The 17,632-nt window shown below is 46.9% G+C and carries 15 protein-coding genes; all 15 read left to right on the top strand.

Annotated elements, in window-relative coordinates; all coding sequences use genetic code 11:
• Nucleotides 1-48: 48 nt before the first annotated feature.
• The 15 genes from lepA to bamA all read left to right on the top strand — a co-directional run bounded on the left by lepA (nt 49) and on the right by bamA (nt 17,624).
• Entirely contained in the window at nt 49-1,851 is a 1,803-nt protein-coding gene (gene lepA / locus DTO96_RS10080; RefSeq protein ID WP_114563378.1) for a translation elongation factor 4, read from the top strand.
• Nucleotides 1,852-2,027: 176 nt separating this feature from the next.
• Nucleotides 2,028-2,903, top strand: a complete 876-nt coding sequence (lepB, locus tag DTO96_RS10075) for a signal peptidase I (RefSeq protein WP_114563377.1) — start codon at nt 2,028-2,030, stop codon at nt 2,901-2,903.
• A 2-nt stretch (nt 2,904-2,905) separates the two neighbouring features.
• The gene (rnc, locus tag DTO96_RS10070; protein ID WP_114563376.1) at nt 2,906-3,616 is read left to right on the top strand and encodes a ribonuclease III; all 711 of its coding nucleotides are present in this window, start codon (nt 2,906-2,908) and stop codon (nt 3,614-3,616) included.
• A 220-nt stretch (nt 3,617-3,836) separates the two neighbouring features.
• Nucleotides 3,837-4,757: a GTPase Era gene (era, locus tag DTO96_RS10065; RefSeq protein ID WP_114563375.1), complete on the top strand. Its 921-nt coding sequence runs from the start codon at nt 3,837-3,839 to the stop codon at nt 4,755-4,757.
• A gap of 239 nt (nt 4,758-4,996) precedes the next feature.
• Nucleotides 4,997-6,673, top strand: a complete 1,677-nt coding sequence (locus DTO96_RS10060; RefSeq protein WP_114563374.1) for a retron Ec67 family RNA-directed DNA polymerase/endonuclease — start codon at nt 4,997-4,999, stop codon at nt 6,671-6,673.
• 25 nt (nt 6,674-6,698) lie between these two features.
• Nucleotides 6,699-7,517, top strand: a complete 819-nt coding sequence (gene recO / locus DTO96_RS10055) for a DNA repair protein RecO (protein WP_114563373.1) — start codon at nt 6,699-6,701, stop codon at nt 7,515-7,517.
• Between the two features lie 149 nt (nt 7,518-7,666).
• Nucleotides 7,667-8,437 carry a pyridoxine 5'-phosphate synthase gene (locus DTO96_RS10050; protein ID WP_114563372.1) on the top strand — a complete coding sequence of 257 codons (771 nt, stop codon included), beginning with the start codon at nt 7,667-7,669 and terminating at the stop codon, nt 8,435-8,437.
• Nucleotides 8,434-8,838, top strand: coding sequence for a holo-ACP synthase (acpS, locus tag DTO96_RS10045; protein WP_114563371.1), 405 nt, complete (start codon nt 8,434-8,436; stop codon nt 8,836-8,838). Before DTO96_RS10050 ends, acpS begins: the two co-directional genes overlap by 4 nt.
• Entirely contained in the window at nt 8,835-9,950 is a 1,116-nt protein-coding gene (gene nagZ, locus DTO96_RS10040; RefSeq protein WP_373277786.1) for a beta-N-acetylhexosaminidase, read from the top strand. Before acpS ends, nagZ begins: the two co-directional genes overlap by 4 nt.
• Nucleotides 9,951-10,127: 177 nt before the next feature.
• Entirely contained in the window at nt 10,128-10,688 is a 561-nt protein-coding gene (gene frr / locus DTO96_RS10035; protein WP_114563370.1) for a ribosome recycling factor, read from the top strand.
• A 172-nt stretch (nt 10,689-10,860) separates the two neighbouring features.
• Entirely contained in the window at nt 10,861-11,625 is a 765-nt protein-coding gene (gene uppS, locus DTO96_RS10025) for a polyprenyl diphosphate synthase (RefSeq protein WP_114563368.1), read from the top strand.
• Nucleotides 11,626-11,670: 45 nt separating this feature from the next.
• Nucleotides 11,671-12,483, top strand: a complete 813-nt coding sequence (locus DTO96_RS10020; RefSeq protein WP_114563367.1) for a phosphatidate cytidylyltransferase — start codon at nt 11,671-11,673, stop codon at nt 12,481-12,483.
• A gap of 17 nt (nt 12,484-12,500) precedes the next feature.
• Nucleotides 12,501-13,688, top strand: coding sequence for a 1-deoxy-D-xylulose-5-phosphate reductoisomerase (gene ispC, locus DTO96_RS10015; RefSeq protein WP_225972486.1), 1,188 nt, complete (start codon nt 12,501-12,503; stop codon nt 13,686-13,688).
• 39 nt (nt 13,689-13,727) lie between these two features.
• Nucleotides 13,728-15,080: an RIP metalloprotease RseP gene (rseP, locus tag DTO96_RS10010; protein ID WP_114563366.1), complete on the top strand. Its 1,353-nt coding sequence runs from the start codon at nt 13,728-13,730 to the stop codon at nt 15,078-15,080.
• A gap of 111 nt (nt 15,081-15,191) precedes the next feature.
• Entirely contained in the window at nt 15,192-17,624 is a 2,433-nt protein-coding gene (gene bamA / locus DTO96_RS10005) for an outer membrane protein assembly factor BamA (protein ID WP_114563365.1), read from the top strand.
• The last annotated feature ends 8 nt before the right edge of the window (nt 17,625-17,632 follow it).

Here is a 17,632-nt window from a genome sequence, read left to right as displayed (position 1 = left end):
CGCTTTTGCTGTAAACCGACACATATTGAAATATCAGAAACGATTTAAATGAAGAATATCCGTAACTTTTCCATCATCGCTCACATTGACCACGGTAAATCCACCTTGGCTGATCGCATCATTCACCTCTGTGGTGGTTTGTCTGATCGCGAGATGGAGTCGCAAGTGCTTGACTCTATGGATATTGAGCGTGAGCGTGGCATCACGATTAAGGCGCAAACTGCGGCACTGGAGTACAAAGCCGACAACGGCGAAACTTATTTCTTGAACTTGATTGACACCCCAGGTCACGTCGATTTTTCTTATGAAGTGTCGCGCTCGCTGTCCGCGTGCGAAGGCGCATTGCTGGTGGTGGACGCATCGCAAGGGGTTGAGGCGCAAACGGTGGCGAACTGCTACACGGCGTTGGATTTGGGTGTTGAGGTGGTGCCCGTGTTGAATAAGATTGATTTGCCTGCGGCTGAACCTGCCAATGCAATTGCAGAAATTGAAGACGTGATTGGGATTGAAGCTTCGGATGCGGTGCTGTGCTCAGCGAAAACTGGTTTGGGCGTGCGCGAAGTGATTGAGCGCATGATTGAGCGCATTCCACCACCCGAGGGCGACCCCGATGCGCCATTGCAGGCATTGATTATTGATTCGTGGTTTGATAACTACGTGGGCGTGGTGATGTTGGTGCGGGTCATGAATGGTACATTGAAAACCCGTGAAAAAATCCAAATGATGGCGACGGGTGCGCAGCACGGCGTGGAGCATCTGGGTGTGTTTACGCCCAAATCAAAAAACCTTCCGCAACTTTCGGCGGGGCAAGTGGGCTTTATCATCACGGGGTTGAAAGAGTTGCAAGCGGCGAAAGTTGGTGACACCATCACCCATGTTCAATCGGCTAACCGACAAATGGCGGCCGAGGCTTTGCCTGGTTTTAAAGAAATCAAACCACAAGTGTTTGCTGGGCTTTATCCTGTGGAATCATCGGAATACGATGCGTTGCGTGAGTCGCTGGAAAAACTCAAATTGAATGATGCATCGCTGCACTACGAACCTGAAGTCTCTCAGGCTTTGGGCTTTGGTTTTCGTTGTGGCTTCTTGGGTTTGTTGCACATGGAGATTGTGCAAGAGCGGCTTGAGCGCGAATTTGACATGGACCTCATCACCACGGCACCATCGGTTGTGTATGAAGTGTTGATGAAAGACGGCACGATTTTCCCGATGGAAAACCCTTCAAAAATGCCTGATTTGAGTCGCATCGAAGAAATCCGCGAGCCGATTGTCACGGTGAATTTATTCATGCCCCAAGAGTACGTGGGCTCTGTGATGACGTTATGCACCAACAAACGCGGTGTTCAAACCAGCATGACGTACCACAGTCGTCAAGTGAAATTGTCTTATGAAATTCCAATGGCCGAAGTGGTGATGGACTTTTTTGATAAGCTCAAATCGACTTCGCGTGGTTACGCTTCGATGGATTATGAATTTAAAGAATACCGTGCTGCTGATGTGGTCAAGGTCGATATTTTGATTAACGGTGAAAAAATTGATGCGCTTGCACTCATTGTTCACCGCAGCAATGCCACACATCGTGGTCGCAATGTGGCGGCCAAAATGCGTGAATTGATCCCACGCCAAATGTACGACGTGGCGATTCAAGCGGCGATTGGTGCGAACGTGATTGCCCGTGAAAACGTCAAAGCGATGCGCAAAAATGTGTTGGCCAAATGTTATGGTGGTGACATCACCCGTAAGAAAAAACTGCTTGAGAAGCAAAAAGCAGGTAAGAAACGCATGAAGCAAGTGGGTTCGGTGGAAGTGCCGCAAGAGGCGTTTTTGGCGATTTTGCGAGTGGATGACTAAGCAGCACAAACCAACACAAACCAATAAAAACGTGCTGTACGTGTGTCAGCGCCTAAGGTGAGCAAAACATCGCATAAGAAGCATGGGCGATTGATTGGTGGTTGTGCGTGTTGATCAAAAGCATGTCATCGCATCATACCGCATGTCATGGATGTATAAAAAAATAGGGAAAATTTATGTGGTTTAGTTTATTACTGGTGGTGCTGTTTGTTGTGACAGGCATTTTTTGGGTGCTTGACATGTTGATTTTCAAAAAAACACGCATACAAAAAGCCGAAGCAATCAAAGCCCAAATGAAGGGTGGTTACGACGATGCTGTGCAAGAGGCCTTGGCTCGCCCTTTGTGGCTCGAATACACTGCGGGTTTATTTGGGGTGGTGGCGTTGGTGTTTGTGTTGCGTTCATTCATCACCGAGCCCTTTCGCATCCCATCAAGCTCAATGGTGCCGACTTTATTAGAAGGTGATTTTTTATTGGTCAATAAATATGCGTATGGCTTGCGCATGCCCATCACGAATACGGTGATGGTGCCTGTTGGACATCCTGAGCGTGGTGATGTGGTGGTGTTTCATTATCCATTGGATCCATCGACGGATTTCATCAAGCGCGTGGTGGGTTTGCCAGGCGATAAAGTGGCGTATGACAACAAACAGTTGACTCTCAATGGCAAGGCCATTGCACAAACGCCCACAATCATTTCCAATTTAAAATCAGGCACGTACGCAAAAGAGATTCCATTGAGCACGGTTCATCAAAACAATGAAATGTTGGCAGACAATGGCACCGCCCATGCCATTTGGACTGAAGAAAAACACCCAACGTACATCCCTCAGGGCGTGCGCTCAATTGCCCGCCAAGGCTGTGAGTACCACGAGAATGGTTTTAGTTGCACGGTGCCACAAGGCCATTATTTCATGATGGGTGACAACCGTGATTTCAGTGATGATTCGCGTTACTGGGGGTTTGTGCCTGAGCAAAACTTGGTCGGGCGTGCTTATTTTGTGTGGATGAATTTCAACGATTTCTCACGCATTGGCACATCGGTTAAATAAGCATGAGTAAAGCAACCCGATTGACCGTCTTGGAGCAACAGCTTGGTCATACTTTTTCAGACGCTCAGCTGTTGCGTCAAGCCTTAACCCATCGCAGCTATGCGGCCAACCATTATGAGCGCCTTGAGTTTTTGGGGGATGGCGTATTGAATTGTGGCATCGCACGCTGCTTGTACGATCAATTCACCCACATCAAAGAAGGTGAGTTGTCACGCATCCGCGCCCATTTGGTCAAACAGGACACTTTGGTGCTGATTGCGCAGGATTTGAATGTGTCCAATTATGTGTTATTGGGCGAGGGCGAATTGAAAAGCGGCGGTTTAAATCGCCCCTCTATTCTGGCGGATGTGGTGGAGGCCATGATTGGCGCAATTTTTCTAGATGCTGGATTTGACGCGGCGCAGGCCGTTGTGGCTCAGTTGTATGCGCCGTTGTTGAAAACCATCGATCCCAGCAATGCGGGTAAAGATGCCAAAACCCAATTGCAAGAGCGCTTGCAAGGTCAGAAATTACCTGTTCCAAAATACACCATCATTGACATCCAAGGTGCGGCTCATGAGCAGCTGTTCACCGTGTCTTGCATCATTGATGCCTTGCACATCAAAACCCAAGGTGAAGGCAGCACGCGCCGCTTGGCCGAGCAACACGCCGCTCATTTGGCCATGACCTTGTTGGACAATGCTGGCAAACAACATCCTTCAAAACGTGGATAATACAAATAAAGCGGAAAGAGTGGATCCTGGTTCTTTATGCTTTAGCATTAGTTGAGAAGGGCGCCGAACAGCATGTAAAGAGACTGAGGATCCAAACCCAGAGTATCGAATGATTGGCGGGTTCCAGCATGAATGGGCTGGTTGACTATCAATCCGCACCAGCCATTATCGTCCTTTATCTTATCCAAACAAAACACAGAGCACAAACAAAGCATATACCATGACAGATCAAATCAGTAATTCACCCGAAACAGCAGAAACACCGTTCCATACGGGGTTTGTCGCCATCATTGGTCGTCCAAATGTGGGCAAATCGACGTTGATGAATAAACTCATCGGGCAGAAAGTGTCGATCACCTCGAAAAAAGCCCAAACCACCCGCCATCGCATCAATGGGGTGTTGACACAGGACAACACCCAATATATTTTTGTGGACACCCCCGGTTTTCAAACCAAGCACGGCGGTGCACTGAACCGCGTGCTCAACCGCAATGTGTCACAAGCCCTTGGGGAGGTCGATGTAGTGGTGTGGGTCATCGAAGCGATGAAATTCACCCCGCAAGATGAAGCCGTGTTGAAAATTTTGCCACGCGAAACGCCCGTGATTTTGGTCATCAACAAAGTCGATGCCTTGGAAAAGAAAAATGATTTGTTGCCGTTTGTGCAAAAGGTCAGCGGTCAATTCAATTTTGCACAAATCATCCCCGTCAGTGCTAAAAATGGCGTTCAAACCGATGTGTTGTTGAAAGAAATTAAACCTTATTTACCCGAAAATCCTGCATTTTTCGACGAAGATGACATCACTGACCGCCCAACCCGCTTTTTGGCGACCGAGATTGTGCGTGAGAAGATTTTCCGTTTGTCGGGCGATGAAGTGCCGTACGGTTGCACCGTAGAGATTGAGCAGTTTCAAGAAGATGGCAAAATGTACCGCATCGCCGCTGCGATTTTGGTTGAGCGCGATGCGCACAAAGCCATGCTGATTGGTAAAGACGGTGAGCGTCTGAAACGCATTGCCTCTGAATCGCGGGTGGACATGGAGCGATTGTTTGGCTGCAAAGTGTTTTTAGAGGTGTGGATCAAAGTGCGCCAAGGTTGGGCCGATTCTGAATCGAGCTTGCGCAAATTGGGTTATGAGTAAATATTGAATTAGGTTAGAATGGTAAAGGGCTATAGATAGACTTTTTGACGCGCTATCGTGTCATGTGAAAAAAATGTTGCACAGACTTATTATGCTGCATTGTTTCAAATTTATTAATTTCATTTTTTAGTGGTTGATCTTTAACTACGCAAACAAGAGTATCTATAGCCCACTATAAATGTTATAAGCTTAGCAAGTTGCTCTTTAATTTATCAAAACTATGATTACAAGGGAGCTGTATGACCCTACTTGAACAGTTACGGCAGGCAAGAACTCTATCTGATTTTGCAATAATATTGGGTTATGAACCGAAAAAACTATCTTACTTGCTTTATATCTTGCCTAAAGAAAAACCTTTATATAATCAGTTTTCAATAAAAAAGAGAAGTGGCGGAGAGCGAGTTATTTCCGCTCCTTGTGAAGAGTTAAAGGAACTGCAAAAGAGATTATTAAATTTACTTGATAAATGCTCTCAAGAGATAAATGCTAGTAAGTCGAAGAACCACAATAGTATTTCTCACGGTTTTAAAAAAAGGCACTCAATAGTAACAAATGCAGTAAAGCATAAAAATAAGCAATATGTGTTTAATATTGATCTAGAAAATTTTTTTGGGACAATTAATTTTCAACGAGTGTGCGGTTTTTTTGTAAAGAGTCGTGAGTTTCAACTTCATAGTAAGATCGCCGAAATAATAGCTTTAATCTCATGCCATCAAGGTTCTTTACCTCAGGGGGCCGCTACCTCACCAATAATTTCCAACTTAATTACCCACATTTTAGATGTAAGGTTGGTAAAGTTTTCGACAAAAATAGGTGTTTTTTATTCTCGCTATGCTGATGATTTGACATTTTCGACAAATAAAAAAAATTTCCCTATAGAGGCAGCATTAAAAAGTATTGAACTTAAACATCAGTGGATTATTGGTAAGGATCTTAATGAAATTATTAATCGTTCGGGATTCAAAGTAAATTCTTCAAAAACTAGAATGCAGTATAAGAACTCAAGACAAGAGGTGACAGGTTTAATTGTTAATAAAAAAATCAATACTAAAAGAGAGTATAAGCAAAAAGTGCGTGCAATGGTACATGCTTTAGTTCATCGAGGAGAGTTTAATATTTTTGAGTCTGACTCTGGGATGTACGTCAAAGGGAGCTTAAATCAGCTTAGAGGTATGCTTAGTTTCATTGAGTCGATAAATCCTAGGGATGGTTGCTCAAAAGCCAATGAGAAAATGATTGGCCGAGATATTTACCATAAGTTTCTATTTTATAAATATTTTTACTTTGGGGATAAACCGATTTTAATTTGCGAGGGAAAAACGGATGGTGTTTATATTCGTGAAGCCATAAAATGGTTTTCCGGTCGAGATGAGTTTAAAGGCTTAAAGTTTGATATTTTTAAATATTCAAAATTGAATGGTCGAGTCCTTGGTTTGAATGGCGGCTATTCTGATCTCACAAAATTTATAGCTCAATACCTTACTTTTTTTAATGTAAATACAGCACCAAGCTCAAATATGCCTGTTATTGTCGTAATTGACAATGATGACGCAGCAAAGAAAATCCTAAAGGATGAACGAAATGAAAATCGGGACTTTTATCATAAAGTAAAAAACCTGTATGTAGTAACGACTCCATTAGTTGGTACTGAAGTTGAGAGTGAAATTGAAGATTTATTCAAAATAGAGGCTCTTCGAATAGAGTTAAATGGTAAAACTTTTCATAAAGAAAAGGATTTGAATGACGGCAAACACTATGGGAAGCATGTTTTTTCAGAGAAAATTGTAAAATCTAAAGAGTACAACATAGACTTCAGTGGTTTTGAAGAGTTATTGAAGCGGATCCAAAATGCAATAAAGCATTTTGAGACACAAACAAACGAAAACAGAAAGTCGAGTATTGAGCCAATTAATTAAATAATTGGAGTACACGTATTAAGTAATGTCGCAGACCATCATCAAAATCCCCATCGCTAAACTTGAGCGCCGTAAAGGTGTTGACATGCCTGTGCTGAGGCGGGAGAGTGCGGCGCGGGCGGCTTCAAAAATATTGCATGAGCCTGCGTATATTTTACACAGCCAGCCTTATTCTGAAACCAGTTTGCTGCTGGATGTGTTCACACGGCATCACGGCCGCATCAGCGTGTTGGCCAAGGGGGCGAAGCGCCCCTACACGCAGTGGCGTGCGAGCACTTTTCAAACATTTCAAACCTTGTCTATTGGTTACACAGGTAAATCCCAGGTGAAAACTTTATTGGATTTGGAATGGGTCGGTGGCATTCCCATGCTTCAAGGTGCAGCGCTGATGGCTGGTTATTACATGAATGAGTGGATGCGCCGTGCGCTGGCTTTGGACGATGCTCATCCGCTGTTGTTCGATGTGTATCAGCACAGTTTGGCTGATTTGAGCTTGAGCACCGTGGCCGAGCATGCGGCGGCTTTACGAGGTTTTGAGTTGGCATTGCTGCGCGAGTTGGGGTATGGTGTGCCTTTAACTGTTGAGAACGATGCGATTGTGCCTGAAGCGCGTTATGGGTTGGCGGTATCGGCGCATGAATGGGTTCGCATCGGTGTTGCCCCTGCGCCGAATGAGATGCATGTTGTCCACGGGCAAACCTTACTTGATTTGCAACGAAATCAATTCCATGCTGCACAAACTGCACTGGAGTCTAAACATTTATTGCGTTTTTTATTGCATCACCACATTGGTGAACGGCCGCTGTACACCCGAAATTTACTCATCGAGCTGCACCAATTATAAGGGTTCACCGCAATCAAACCTCATATTCTGCTTGTTTGTTTTTAGGGTTTTTGAGCTAAAAAGCCGTACAAAGCCTAAAAAATCGAACAAGCCTAGGCATAAAATATCGGATCATCGACGAATTTCACCACACATCATTTGGGCTCATTATGAACAATCACATTCGTTTAGGCATTAACATTGACCACGTTGCGACGGTGCGTCAGGCGCGTCGCACGGTTTATCCATCGACGTTGGTGGCGGCAGAGGTCGCGGAAATGGCAGGGGCTGATTTAATCACCGTGCATTTGCGTGAGGATCGTCGACACATTCAAGATGCCGATGTGGCTGAGTTGGCAGCGGCCTTTAAAAATCATCGACTGCACACTTACATGAACCTAGAATCTGCGATCACTGACGAGATGATTGCCCATGCGTGCATGATTGCACCGCGTGATGTTTGTCTTGTGCCTGAAAAGCGCGAAGAAGTGACGACAGAGGGCGGTTTGGATGTGGTGACGTATCGTGATGCAGTCAAGTCGGCGATTGTGCGTTTGACCGAAGCGGGCGTGCAGCAGGTGTCTTTGTTTGTTGATCCAACGGTTGAAGCCATGCAATCGGCAGCGGACGTCGGTGCGCCCGTGGTTGAGTTGCATACGGGTTGCTATGCCGATGCACCGAACGATGAAGCGCAAGCGCGTGAGTTGGAGCGCATTCGTGTGGCTGCAATGGAGGGGAAACGCTTGGGTTTGCGCATTCATGCGGGGCATGGTTTGCATTATGGCAACGTGCAAGCCGTTGCAGCGATTGCCGTGATCGATGAGCTGAACATTGGCCATGCCATTGTTGCTCGGGCTGTGTTCGACGGTTTGGAAAAGGCCGTGCGCGACATGAAAGCGATCATGCATCAAGCACGCGTGACTGCGTTGCAAGTCAAATGATTTACGGCATCGGTACCGATCTGCTCAAGGTCGAGCGCATCCATGCGGCTTTTGCGGCGCGTGGTGAGCGCTTTGCGCGGCGGATTCTGGGAGACGATGAGCTTAAAATATTTCATGCGCGTTACGCGCGCAACCATGAGCGCGGCTTGTTGTTCTTATCCACTCGTTTTGCAGCGAAAGAAGCATTTTCAAAAGCAATTGGTTTGGGACTGCACAGCCCGATGAGTTGGCGCGTGGCTCAGTTTGTCAATGCACCGTCGGGTAAGCCGATGGTTAAATTGTCCGAACCGTTGCTGTCATGGTGTGATGAACGTGGTTTAATTTTCCATGTCGCAATGACCGATGAAAGTGATGTGGTGTGCGCATTTGTGGTGGCGGAAACAATGGAAGACTCAAAATGAAAATGGGTGTATTGACCTCAAAAAAATCGAGCAGGCTGGGTCCTATCGTTGTTGACCTGTTGGGGTCGACTTTAACCGAAGAAGACAGCAAACGCCTTCAACATCCATTGACAGGCGGTGTGATCATTTTTGGTCGAAACTTTAAATCGCGTGTGCAAATCACCCGTTTGATTCACTCTATTCGCGCCTTACGCCCTGAGTTGCTCATCAGTGTGGACCATGAGGGCGGACGTGTTCAGCGTTTCAAGGCCGATGGTTTTACCCACTTGCCTGCCATGCGTGTGCTGGGGCAGCTGTGGATGACCGACCCGTTGAACGCCATGCGTGTCACCACGGCTGCTGGCTTCGTGCTGGCCGCGGAGTTGCGCGCGGTTGGGGTGGATTACAGTTACACGCCCGTGCTGGACTTGGATTTTGGTGAAAGCACTGTGATCGGTGACCGTGCGTTTTCGCATGATGCGCGCGTGGTGACGATGTTGGCGAAAGCCTTGCAACACGGGTTGTTGCAAGCGGGCATGAAAAGCTGTGGCAAACATTTTCCAGGCCATGGTTTTGTGGCTGCGGATTCTCACACCGACATGCCCGTGGACAAACGCAGTTTGAAAAGAATCATGGCAGAGGATGTTTTACCGTATCAAATGTTGATGCAGGACTTGGCTGCGGTGATGCCTGCGCATGTGGTGTATCCAAAAGTCGATGCGCAAGCAGCGGGATTTTCAAAGACATGGTTGGGCATGTTGCGTGAGCAGCTTGGCTTTTCTGGAGCGATTGTGTCCGATGATTTGAGCATGGCAGGTGCGGCGTTGTTGTACCCAGACGTGGTGGAGCGCGTTAAAATGGCGCTTGATGCGGGTTGTGATCAGGTCTTGATTTGCAATCGTCCACAGGATGTGGATCTCGCGCTCAATGGTTTACCCACATCGTATTTGAAAGCTGTGAATGCAACTCGATTAGAGGGCTTGTGTGCAGTGGGCGAAGCTTTGCCTTGGTCGGCTTTACAAAAGGATGCCCGTTATTTGAATGCAAAAAAAGCGATCGAGCCTTATCTGCACAGTCGGCCTGTCATTGACCCAACAGCGGTCATGTTGCAAACAGAAACCAAAGGAAAATAGGAAAAACAGGGTTTTGTTTTTTTCGCTTTTTCTTAGAATATAAGCCAATTGCACGCACCTAAACGCACAAAAACCAACGCCAGCCACAAAAAAACAGTAAAATATCGTCCATCAAGCAGCGGCGTGAATGGATGTGGTCGCTGAGCTTTTCTTGTCCCTAATAAATTTGGAGTTCTTATGCCCGTTTCAGGAATTAAATCAGCCGTCGAACAAAAGATGAATAAAAGCATCGAGGCTTTAAAAAACGATTTGACCAAAATCCGTACAGGTCGTGCGCATCCAAGTTTTTTGGATAACGTGCATGTGGATTATTACGGTGCATCGACGCCTTTGTCGGCCGTTGCCAACTTGACTTTGCTCGACGCACGTACCATTGGCGTGCAGCCTTGGGAAAAAAACATGGTCAATGCGATTGAAAAAGCGATCCGTGAAGCTGATTTGGGTTTGAACCCATCAACTCAAGGCGAATTGATTCGCGTGCCCATGCCTGCTTTAACTGAAGAGCGCCGTAAAGAAATGGTTAAATTGGTTAAAACCGATGCCGAAGCCGCTAAAGTGTCTGTGCGGAATCACCGCCGTGATGCGAATGAGCAACTCAAAAAGCTGTTGAAAGACAAAGAAATTTCTGAGGACGATGACCGTCGCACACAAGATTTCGTACAAAAACTGACGGACAAATTTATTGTTGAAATTGATAAGATGGTGGTTGCCAAAGAAGCCGAAGTGTTAACCGTTTAAAAGTTGCTTATGCGCCGAATATTTCGGCGCATTCTTTTGAAGCATTTGCTGCACCGCATGTTTTGATTTGACCATGCTTGATTTAAGCATGTTTGGTTTAACATACAAACCACACAATACCACACCGCCGATAATTATTAAAAGTCCATTCTCGGACCATAAGCGAGACCCCATGAGCCAAGCCATAAGCAGCACCCAAAGCATCCCTGATGTTGGCAATGTACCTAAACACGTCGCGATCATCATGGATGGCAATGGCCGTTGGGCGACCAATCGTGGCTTGCCACGCGTTTGGGGGCATAAAAAAGGCGCACAAACGGTGCGTGAAATTGTGCGTGCATGCGCTGAAATTGGTGTGGAAAACCTCACTTTGTTTGCTTTTAGTTCAGAAAATTGGCGTCGTCCACCGACTGAAGTGTCTTTTTTAATGAAGTTGTTCATGCGCAGTTTACGCCGTGAAATCAAAGCATTGGCAGAAAACGGCATTGAGTTGCGTGTGATTGGCGAGCTCAGCGCATTTGACCCAACCATTCAAAGTTTAATTCAAGAGGCGCATGAGAAAACCAGCGGTGGGAAAAACCTCACTTTGACCATTTCAGCCAATTATGGTGGGCGCTGGGACATTTTGAATGCCATGAATGGCTTGTTGGCACACCGTGCTGCACAGGGCGTGGCTTTGGATGCGCCCGTACTCGAAACCGATTTGACACCATTTTTGCAATTGTCTGATTTGCCCGAACCTGATTTATTCATTCGCACGGGTGGTGAGGCGCGCGTATCGAATTTTTTATTGTGGCAGTTGGCTTACACGGAATTGTACTTCACACCCACTTACTGGCCTGATTTTGATCGGATTGCTTTTTTAGCCGCAGTGTCGTCGTATCAACAGCGTGAACGGCGGTTTGGTCGCACCAGTGCGCAATTGAAAACGCAGTAAAATACCTTACGGTTTAAACTTTGAAAATTTTTTGAAAGCACATCAATGGTAAAAACAAGAATTTTGACCGCTTTGGCGATGTTGGTTGTGGTCGGTGGGCTGATGTTTTTTGCGTCAAACCATGTTTGGTTGGCTGCGGTCAGTGCCATGATGGCGTGGGCGGCGGCAGAGTGGGCCAATTTGGCTAAATTTGATCGGGTGGCAAAGGTGGCCTATGTGTTCACCTTGCCCGCGGTGCTTGGCGCAGGGTTTGCATTCAGTGCGCACATGCCCAATTTGCTTGGTTCGACGATTACCGCATCGGTGGCTTTTTGGATGCTGGTGGTGCCGTTGTGGCTGTATTTTGGCTGGCACGTGACCTCGAAACCCATTTTGGCGGTGGTCGGGGCGTTGGTGTTGTTGGCGACAGGTTGGTGTTTCTTGCTGGTGCGTCACGATGCGGATTTTGCATGGATGTTGTTGGGCTTGTTGGCGGTGGTGTGGATTGCGGATACGGCCGCATTTTTTACAGGGCGCGCGTTTGGGCGGCATAAGTTGGCACCAAGCATCAGCCCAGGTAAAACCATTGAAGGTGCTGCAGGGGCTTGGGTGGGTGTGACTGTGTACTTGGCTGTGGTGACGATTGGCATGCATTGGTTGCCGATTAATTTGGGCGTGGGTAAATTGCTGTTATTGGGTTTTTTGTTGACGTATCAAAGCATTGTTGGCGATTTGTTTGAGTCTTGGCTCAAGCGTTGTGCGGGTGTGAAAGACAGTGGCAGTGCTTTGCCAGGTCATGGTGGTATTTTGGATCGCATTGATGCCATTTTGTCCACCTTGCCTTTACAGGTGTTGCTGCTGAATTGGATCATGCCGTGAGTGGGGCACAAAAGATCATGCAGAAACAGGTTGTGACGGTTTTAGGGGCGACAGGTTCGATTGGTTGCAGCACTTTGGATGTGCTGGCACGGCATCCTGAGCGATTCGAGGTGTTCGCGCTCACAGGCGCTGCGCAGGTCGAACGTTTGGTGGCTCAATGTGTGCAATTTAAGCCGCGCTTTGCTGTGGTGTTGGATGAGCGTGTTGCACAGGATGTGCGCGCACGTTTGCATCCGTTTGCTCTGAATACTGAAGTTTTGGTGGGCGCACAGGCTTTGTGCGATGTGTCCAGTGCCGCTGAAGTGACCACGGTCATGGCTGCGATTGTGGGGGCGGCGGGTTTGTTGCCTGTGATGGCTGCGGCACGGGCGGGCAAACGAATTTTGCTGGCGAATAAAGAAGCTTTGGTCATGGCAGGTGGTTTAATGACGGCTGCCGTGCGTCAGTTTGGTGCGCAGCTTGCGCCGATTGACAGTGAGCACAATGCGATTTATCAGTGTTTGCCCTGTAACGAGCGCGGCGAGATTGACAATCGTGCGGTGGCTTCCATCACGTTGACGGCTTCAGGTGGTCCATTTTTAAAATCTTCATTGTCCGATTTAGAACACATCACGCCCGATCAGGCGTGCGCTCATCCGCGTTGGCAAATGGGTCGCAAAATTTCAGTGGATTCTGCGACCATGATGAACAAAGGTTTGGAGGTCATTGAGGCGCATTGGTTGTTCGGCGTACCGCCTGAACAAATCAATGTGGTGATTCACCCGCAAAGCATCATTCATTCAATGGTCAATTATGTCGATGGTTCAAGTTTGGCGCAATTGGGGCACGCGGACATGCGTGTGCCGATCGCGCATGCATTGGCATGGCCAGAACGGATTGAATCTGGTGTTTCTTTATTGGATTTGGCTGCACAAGGCGCTCTTGAATTTTATGTGCCTGATTTAAACAAGTTCAAATGTTTAGATTTGGCTTTCACCGCTTTACGTGCGGGCGGGGCGGCACCGATTGTGCTTAATGCCGCCAATGAATGTGCCGTGGCGGCTTTTTTGGATCAACGCATTGCGTATTTGGACATTGCCCGCTTTAACGAAATGGCATTAAATGCATTGGATTTGGCCACACCTCAGACCTTAGAGGATGTTGTTGAGGCCGATGCGCGTACACGGGCATGGATGAATGCCCATGTTTTGCATGCGCTTGTTTGATGGGCGATTGGCATCATAAAATCATTGGGAAAAAATTAAATGACGAGTCTTTGGAGTTTTATAGCGGCCATTTTGGTGCTGGTGACCATTCATGAGTGGGGACACTATTGGGTGGCCAAACGCTGCGGCGTGGAGATTGAAAAGTTTTCAATTGGCTTTGGTCAGCCCCTGATCAGTTGGAAAAACAAAGCAGGCACAACATTTTGTTTGGCCATGATTCCGTTGGGTGGCTATGTCAAAATGCGTGGTGAATATGCCATCACCACGGCTGAAGATCGAGCGGCTCAACCCAAAGGCAGTTTTGCTGCTTGTTCAGTATGGCAACGCATGGCGATTGTGGTGGCGGGGCCGTTGGTGAATTTGATATTTGCACTGTTGATTTTTATGGCGTTTTCGTATGGCACGCAGCAAGCCATTGCACCCGTCGCGCAAGCACCTGTGCCCAGTAGCTTGGCCAGTCAACTGGGCATGCAGACCGGCGATACCGTCACGGCAATCAATCAAGCGCCTGTGAGTAGTTGGGGCGATGTGAGCTCGGGGGTATCAAGGGCGTTGTTTGATCAAAAAACAATCGACGTGGTGTGGCGCAGTACCGATGGCACAAGTCACCAAGGACAGCTCAACACGAAGGGGGTATCCATTGAAGACCCCACATGGATGGATCAAATTGGTTTGATGCCGCAAGAAACACAACCTCGTTTTGGGCGCATTGTGCCCAACGGTGCTGCGGATCAAGCCGGATTGCTCGAAGGTGATGAGGTGATCGAGATCAATGGTCAAGCGATTCATGGCTCGGCAGCCTTGCGCGAAGCCATCACGAAAAGTCCTGAAAAATACATGGCGTTGACGGTTAAGCGTGGTGCAAAAAACATGGTGATCGATGTTAAACCCGCATTGGTGGAGCAGAAAACCAAGGTCAATGGTGTTGAAACCGTGCAAAAAATAGGCCGCCTTGGTGTTGGCATCACAGGGTTTAACATGATTGATGTTCATCATAATGCATGGGATGCGGTGAAAATCGGGTCAAAAGCAACGTGGGATGCCACACTCATGACCTTTCAAGGCATGTTTAAAATCCTCACTGGGCAAATGAGCCTGAAAAACATAGGCGGTCCCGTATCGATTGCACAAATGGCAGGTGACAGCAGTTCAGCGGGCTGGGGCAGCTTTATTGGGTTTTTGGCAATGCTGTCTGTGAGCTTGGGTGCATTAAATTTATTGCCGATTCCTATGTTGGACGGCGGGCATTTGGTATATTATGTCATCGAAGTTCTGACGGGAAAGCCCGTGTCAGAAAAGGTTTTGGCAGTAGGTCAACGCATCGGCTTTGCATTTTTGCTGTGCTTGATGGGGATTGCGTTTTATAATGATGCTTTGAAATTGTTGGGTTAAAAGCCCAAAGCAGCCCGTAAAACTCAAACTGTCCTCGTTTTTAAAACACATTTGCGCGGTATAAAGCGCACTGTGTTGTTTGAACCCTGTTCACCATGGATTAGGAAAATTATGTCGGTAAGCCAAATTGTTTCTTATAAACCCGCTAAAGCGGTTGTTGCCCTTGTCGTTGCGGGTTTGTTTGTCAGCTCGCCAGTGATGGCAAAAACCACCTCATCAAAAATGGTTACAGCACACCCAGCTGTTGCGGTTGCCATACCTCAAAGCGTGAAGTTGACCGATATTGTGGTTCAAGGTTTACAACGTTCTGATCCATCGACTGTGTTTGGTTTTTTACCCGTTAAAGTGGGTGATGCATTCAACGCAGGACAATCCCAAGACATCATCAAAGCATTGTATGCCTCAGGTTTATATGAGGATGTGAGTGTGGGTTTGAACGGCTCAGTGCTGGTGGTTAAATTGGCTGAACGTGCCGTCGTGTCTGACTTTACAATCAAAGGCATGAAAAATTTTGATAAAAAAGAAATTGCACAAAATTTAAAAAATTATGGTTTTGCCCAAGGTTACCCTTACGACCCTGCTTTGTTGGAAAAAGTCAAAACAGAAATTCAAACCATGTACGAAGAGGCGGGTTTGGTCAATGCCAAGGTGACATCAGAAGTCAAAGAACAGGATCGTAAACAGGTCGCGGTCACCATCAATGTCGATGAAGGTCAATACCTTAAAATTCGTAAAATTCAAGTGAGTGGCAATAAAGCCGTGTCCGCTCATAAAATTCGTTCCATTATGGAATTGAATAAAAATGGCATTTTTTCTTGGTATTCAAAAGACAGTCGTTTTGCACCTGAACGTTTGAAAGCCGATTTGGATGCCATTCGTTCATATTATTATGACAAAGGTTATCTGGATTTCGATTTTACCAGTGTCGACACACCAGAGACAGCCGATGGCAAGGGCATTGAAATTGCCATGAAGGTGAGTGAAGGTGAGCAATACCGTGTGAGCTCCATCGCTCTGCAAGGCGACACCAAAGGCACACCACGCAAAGACGTTGAGAAGCTGGTCAAGTACAAACTCAATGGCGTGTATTCACGCAGTGCGGTGTCGGCGATTGCGACCAATGTGTCTCGCCGTTTAAGCGACGATGGTTATGCTTTGGCTAAAGTCGATGTGGTGCCCAACATTCACAAAGACACCCATCTGGTTGATGTCGCCATCACGGTTGATCCTGTTGAGCGTGTTTACGTGCGTCACATCAATGTGGCGGGTAACAGCCGCACCAAAGATGATGTCATCCGCCGTGAAGTCCGTCAAATGGAAAGCTCTTTGTACAGTGCAGAGCGTGTCCAAGCCTCGCGTGATCGCATTGATCGCTTGGGTTACTTCAGTGAAGTAACCGTTGACACCGTACCTGTTGAAGGTGTGAACAACCAAGTGGATGTCAATTATTCAGTGAAAGAAATACCGACCGGTGACTTGAAATTGGGCTTGGGTTACAGCACATCAGATAAAGTCAGTTTATCGGGTTCGATCAATGAAAATAACTTTATGGGCACGGGCAACTCACTGGGTTTGGACATTGACACCAGCAGCTCTTCTCGTAATGCAACGGTCACAACCCGCAACCCGTACATGACCAAATACGGTGTCAGTCGTGATTTCTCCGTGTACTATCGTAAATACGACGCATCGAAACTGAATATTTCAGATGTGAAATACACAACGACAGGTGTGAATTTAAGCTTTGGCGTGCCCATTTCTGAAAACAATAAAATATTTTTAGGTGTGAATCCAGAACGCAATAAAATCACCTTGGCCAGCACGGGTGAAGTGCCTGCAAGTTACACACAGTACACCAACGGTAAAAACAGTTTCACCACCTATGCACTGACTGCAGGTTGGTCACATGACACACGCGACTCGGGTTTTTCTCCAAGTCGAGGTTCGCTCCAAAGGGTGAATCTGGAAGTGGCGCCTGTGGGGGACATCAATTACTACAAAGCCAGTTATCAGTTCCAAAAATTTGTACCTGTTTCAAAATATTTCACTTTGGCCTTCAACACCCAGTTTGACTACGGCCGAGGTTATGGTGGTGACGCTTACCCATTCTTTAAAAACATGTTTGCGGGTGGCATTGGTTCTGTGCGTGGTTTTGACTCCAGTTCAATGGGGCCAACCCAGACCACCACAAATGGGACAGTTGCTTATATTGGTGGTTCTAAACGCGCTGTGGCCAATTTGGAATTGCAATTCCCATTCCCTGGCATGGTTAAAAACCGTGGCGTGCGCTTATTTGCATTTGCCGATGCAGGCGGTTTGTGGTCTGACAACGATTCCAATGGCAATGCCATCACCGATGGCAGTGGGTGTAACGTCACCAAAATCAGTTTCTCAGGGTGCAATGGTTTGCGCTATTCGTATGGTGTCGGTTTGTCATGGGCATCACCGATTGGCCCATTGAAATTCAGTTATGGTTTGCCAATTAATAAGAAAACATATGACAAGGTTCAACGCTTTCAGTTCCAAATTGGCACTTCATTCTAAAATATTTA

This window comes from Ephemeroptericola cinctiostellae, from assembly GCF_003339525.1.
In the GTDB taxonomy this organism is placed as follows: domain Bacteria; phylum Pseudomonadota; class Gammaproteobacteria; order Burkholderiales; family Burkholderiaceae; genus Hydromonas; species Hydromonas cinctiostellae.
The sequence above is the reverse complement of the archived record's forward strand: the minus strand, read 5'-3'. Positions and strand labels throughout refer to the sequence as shown.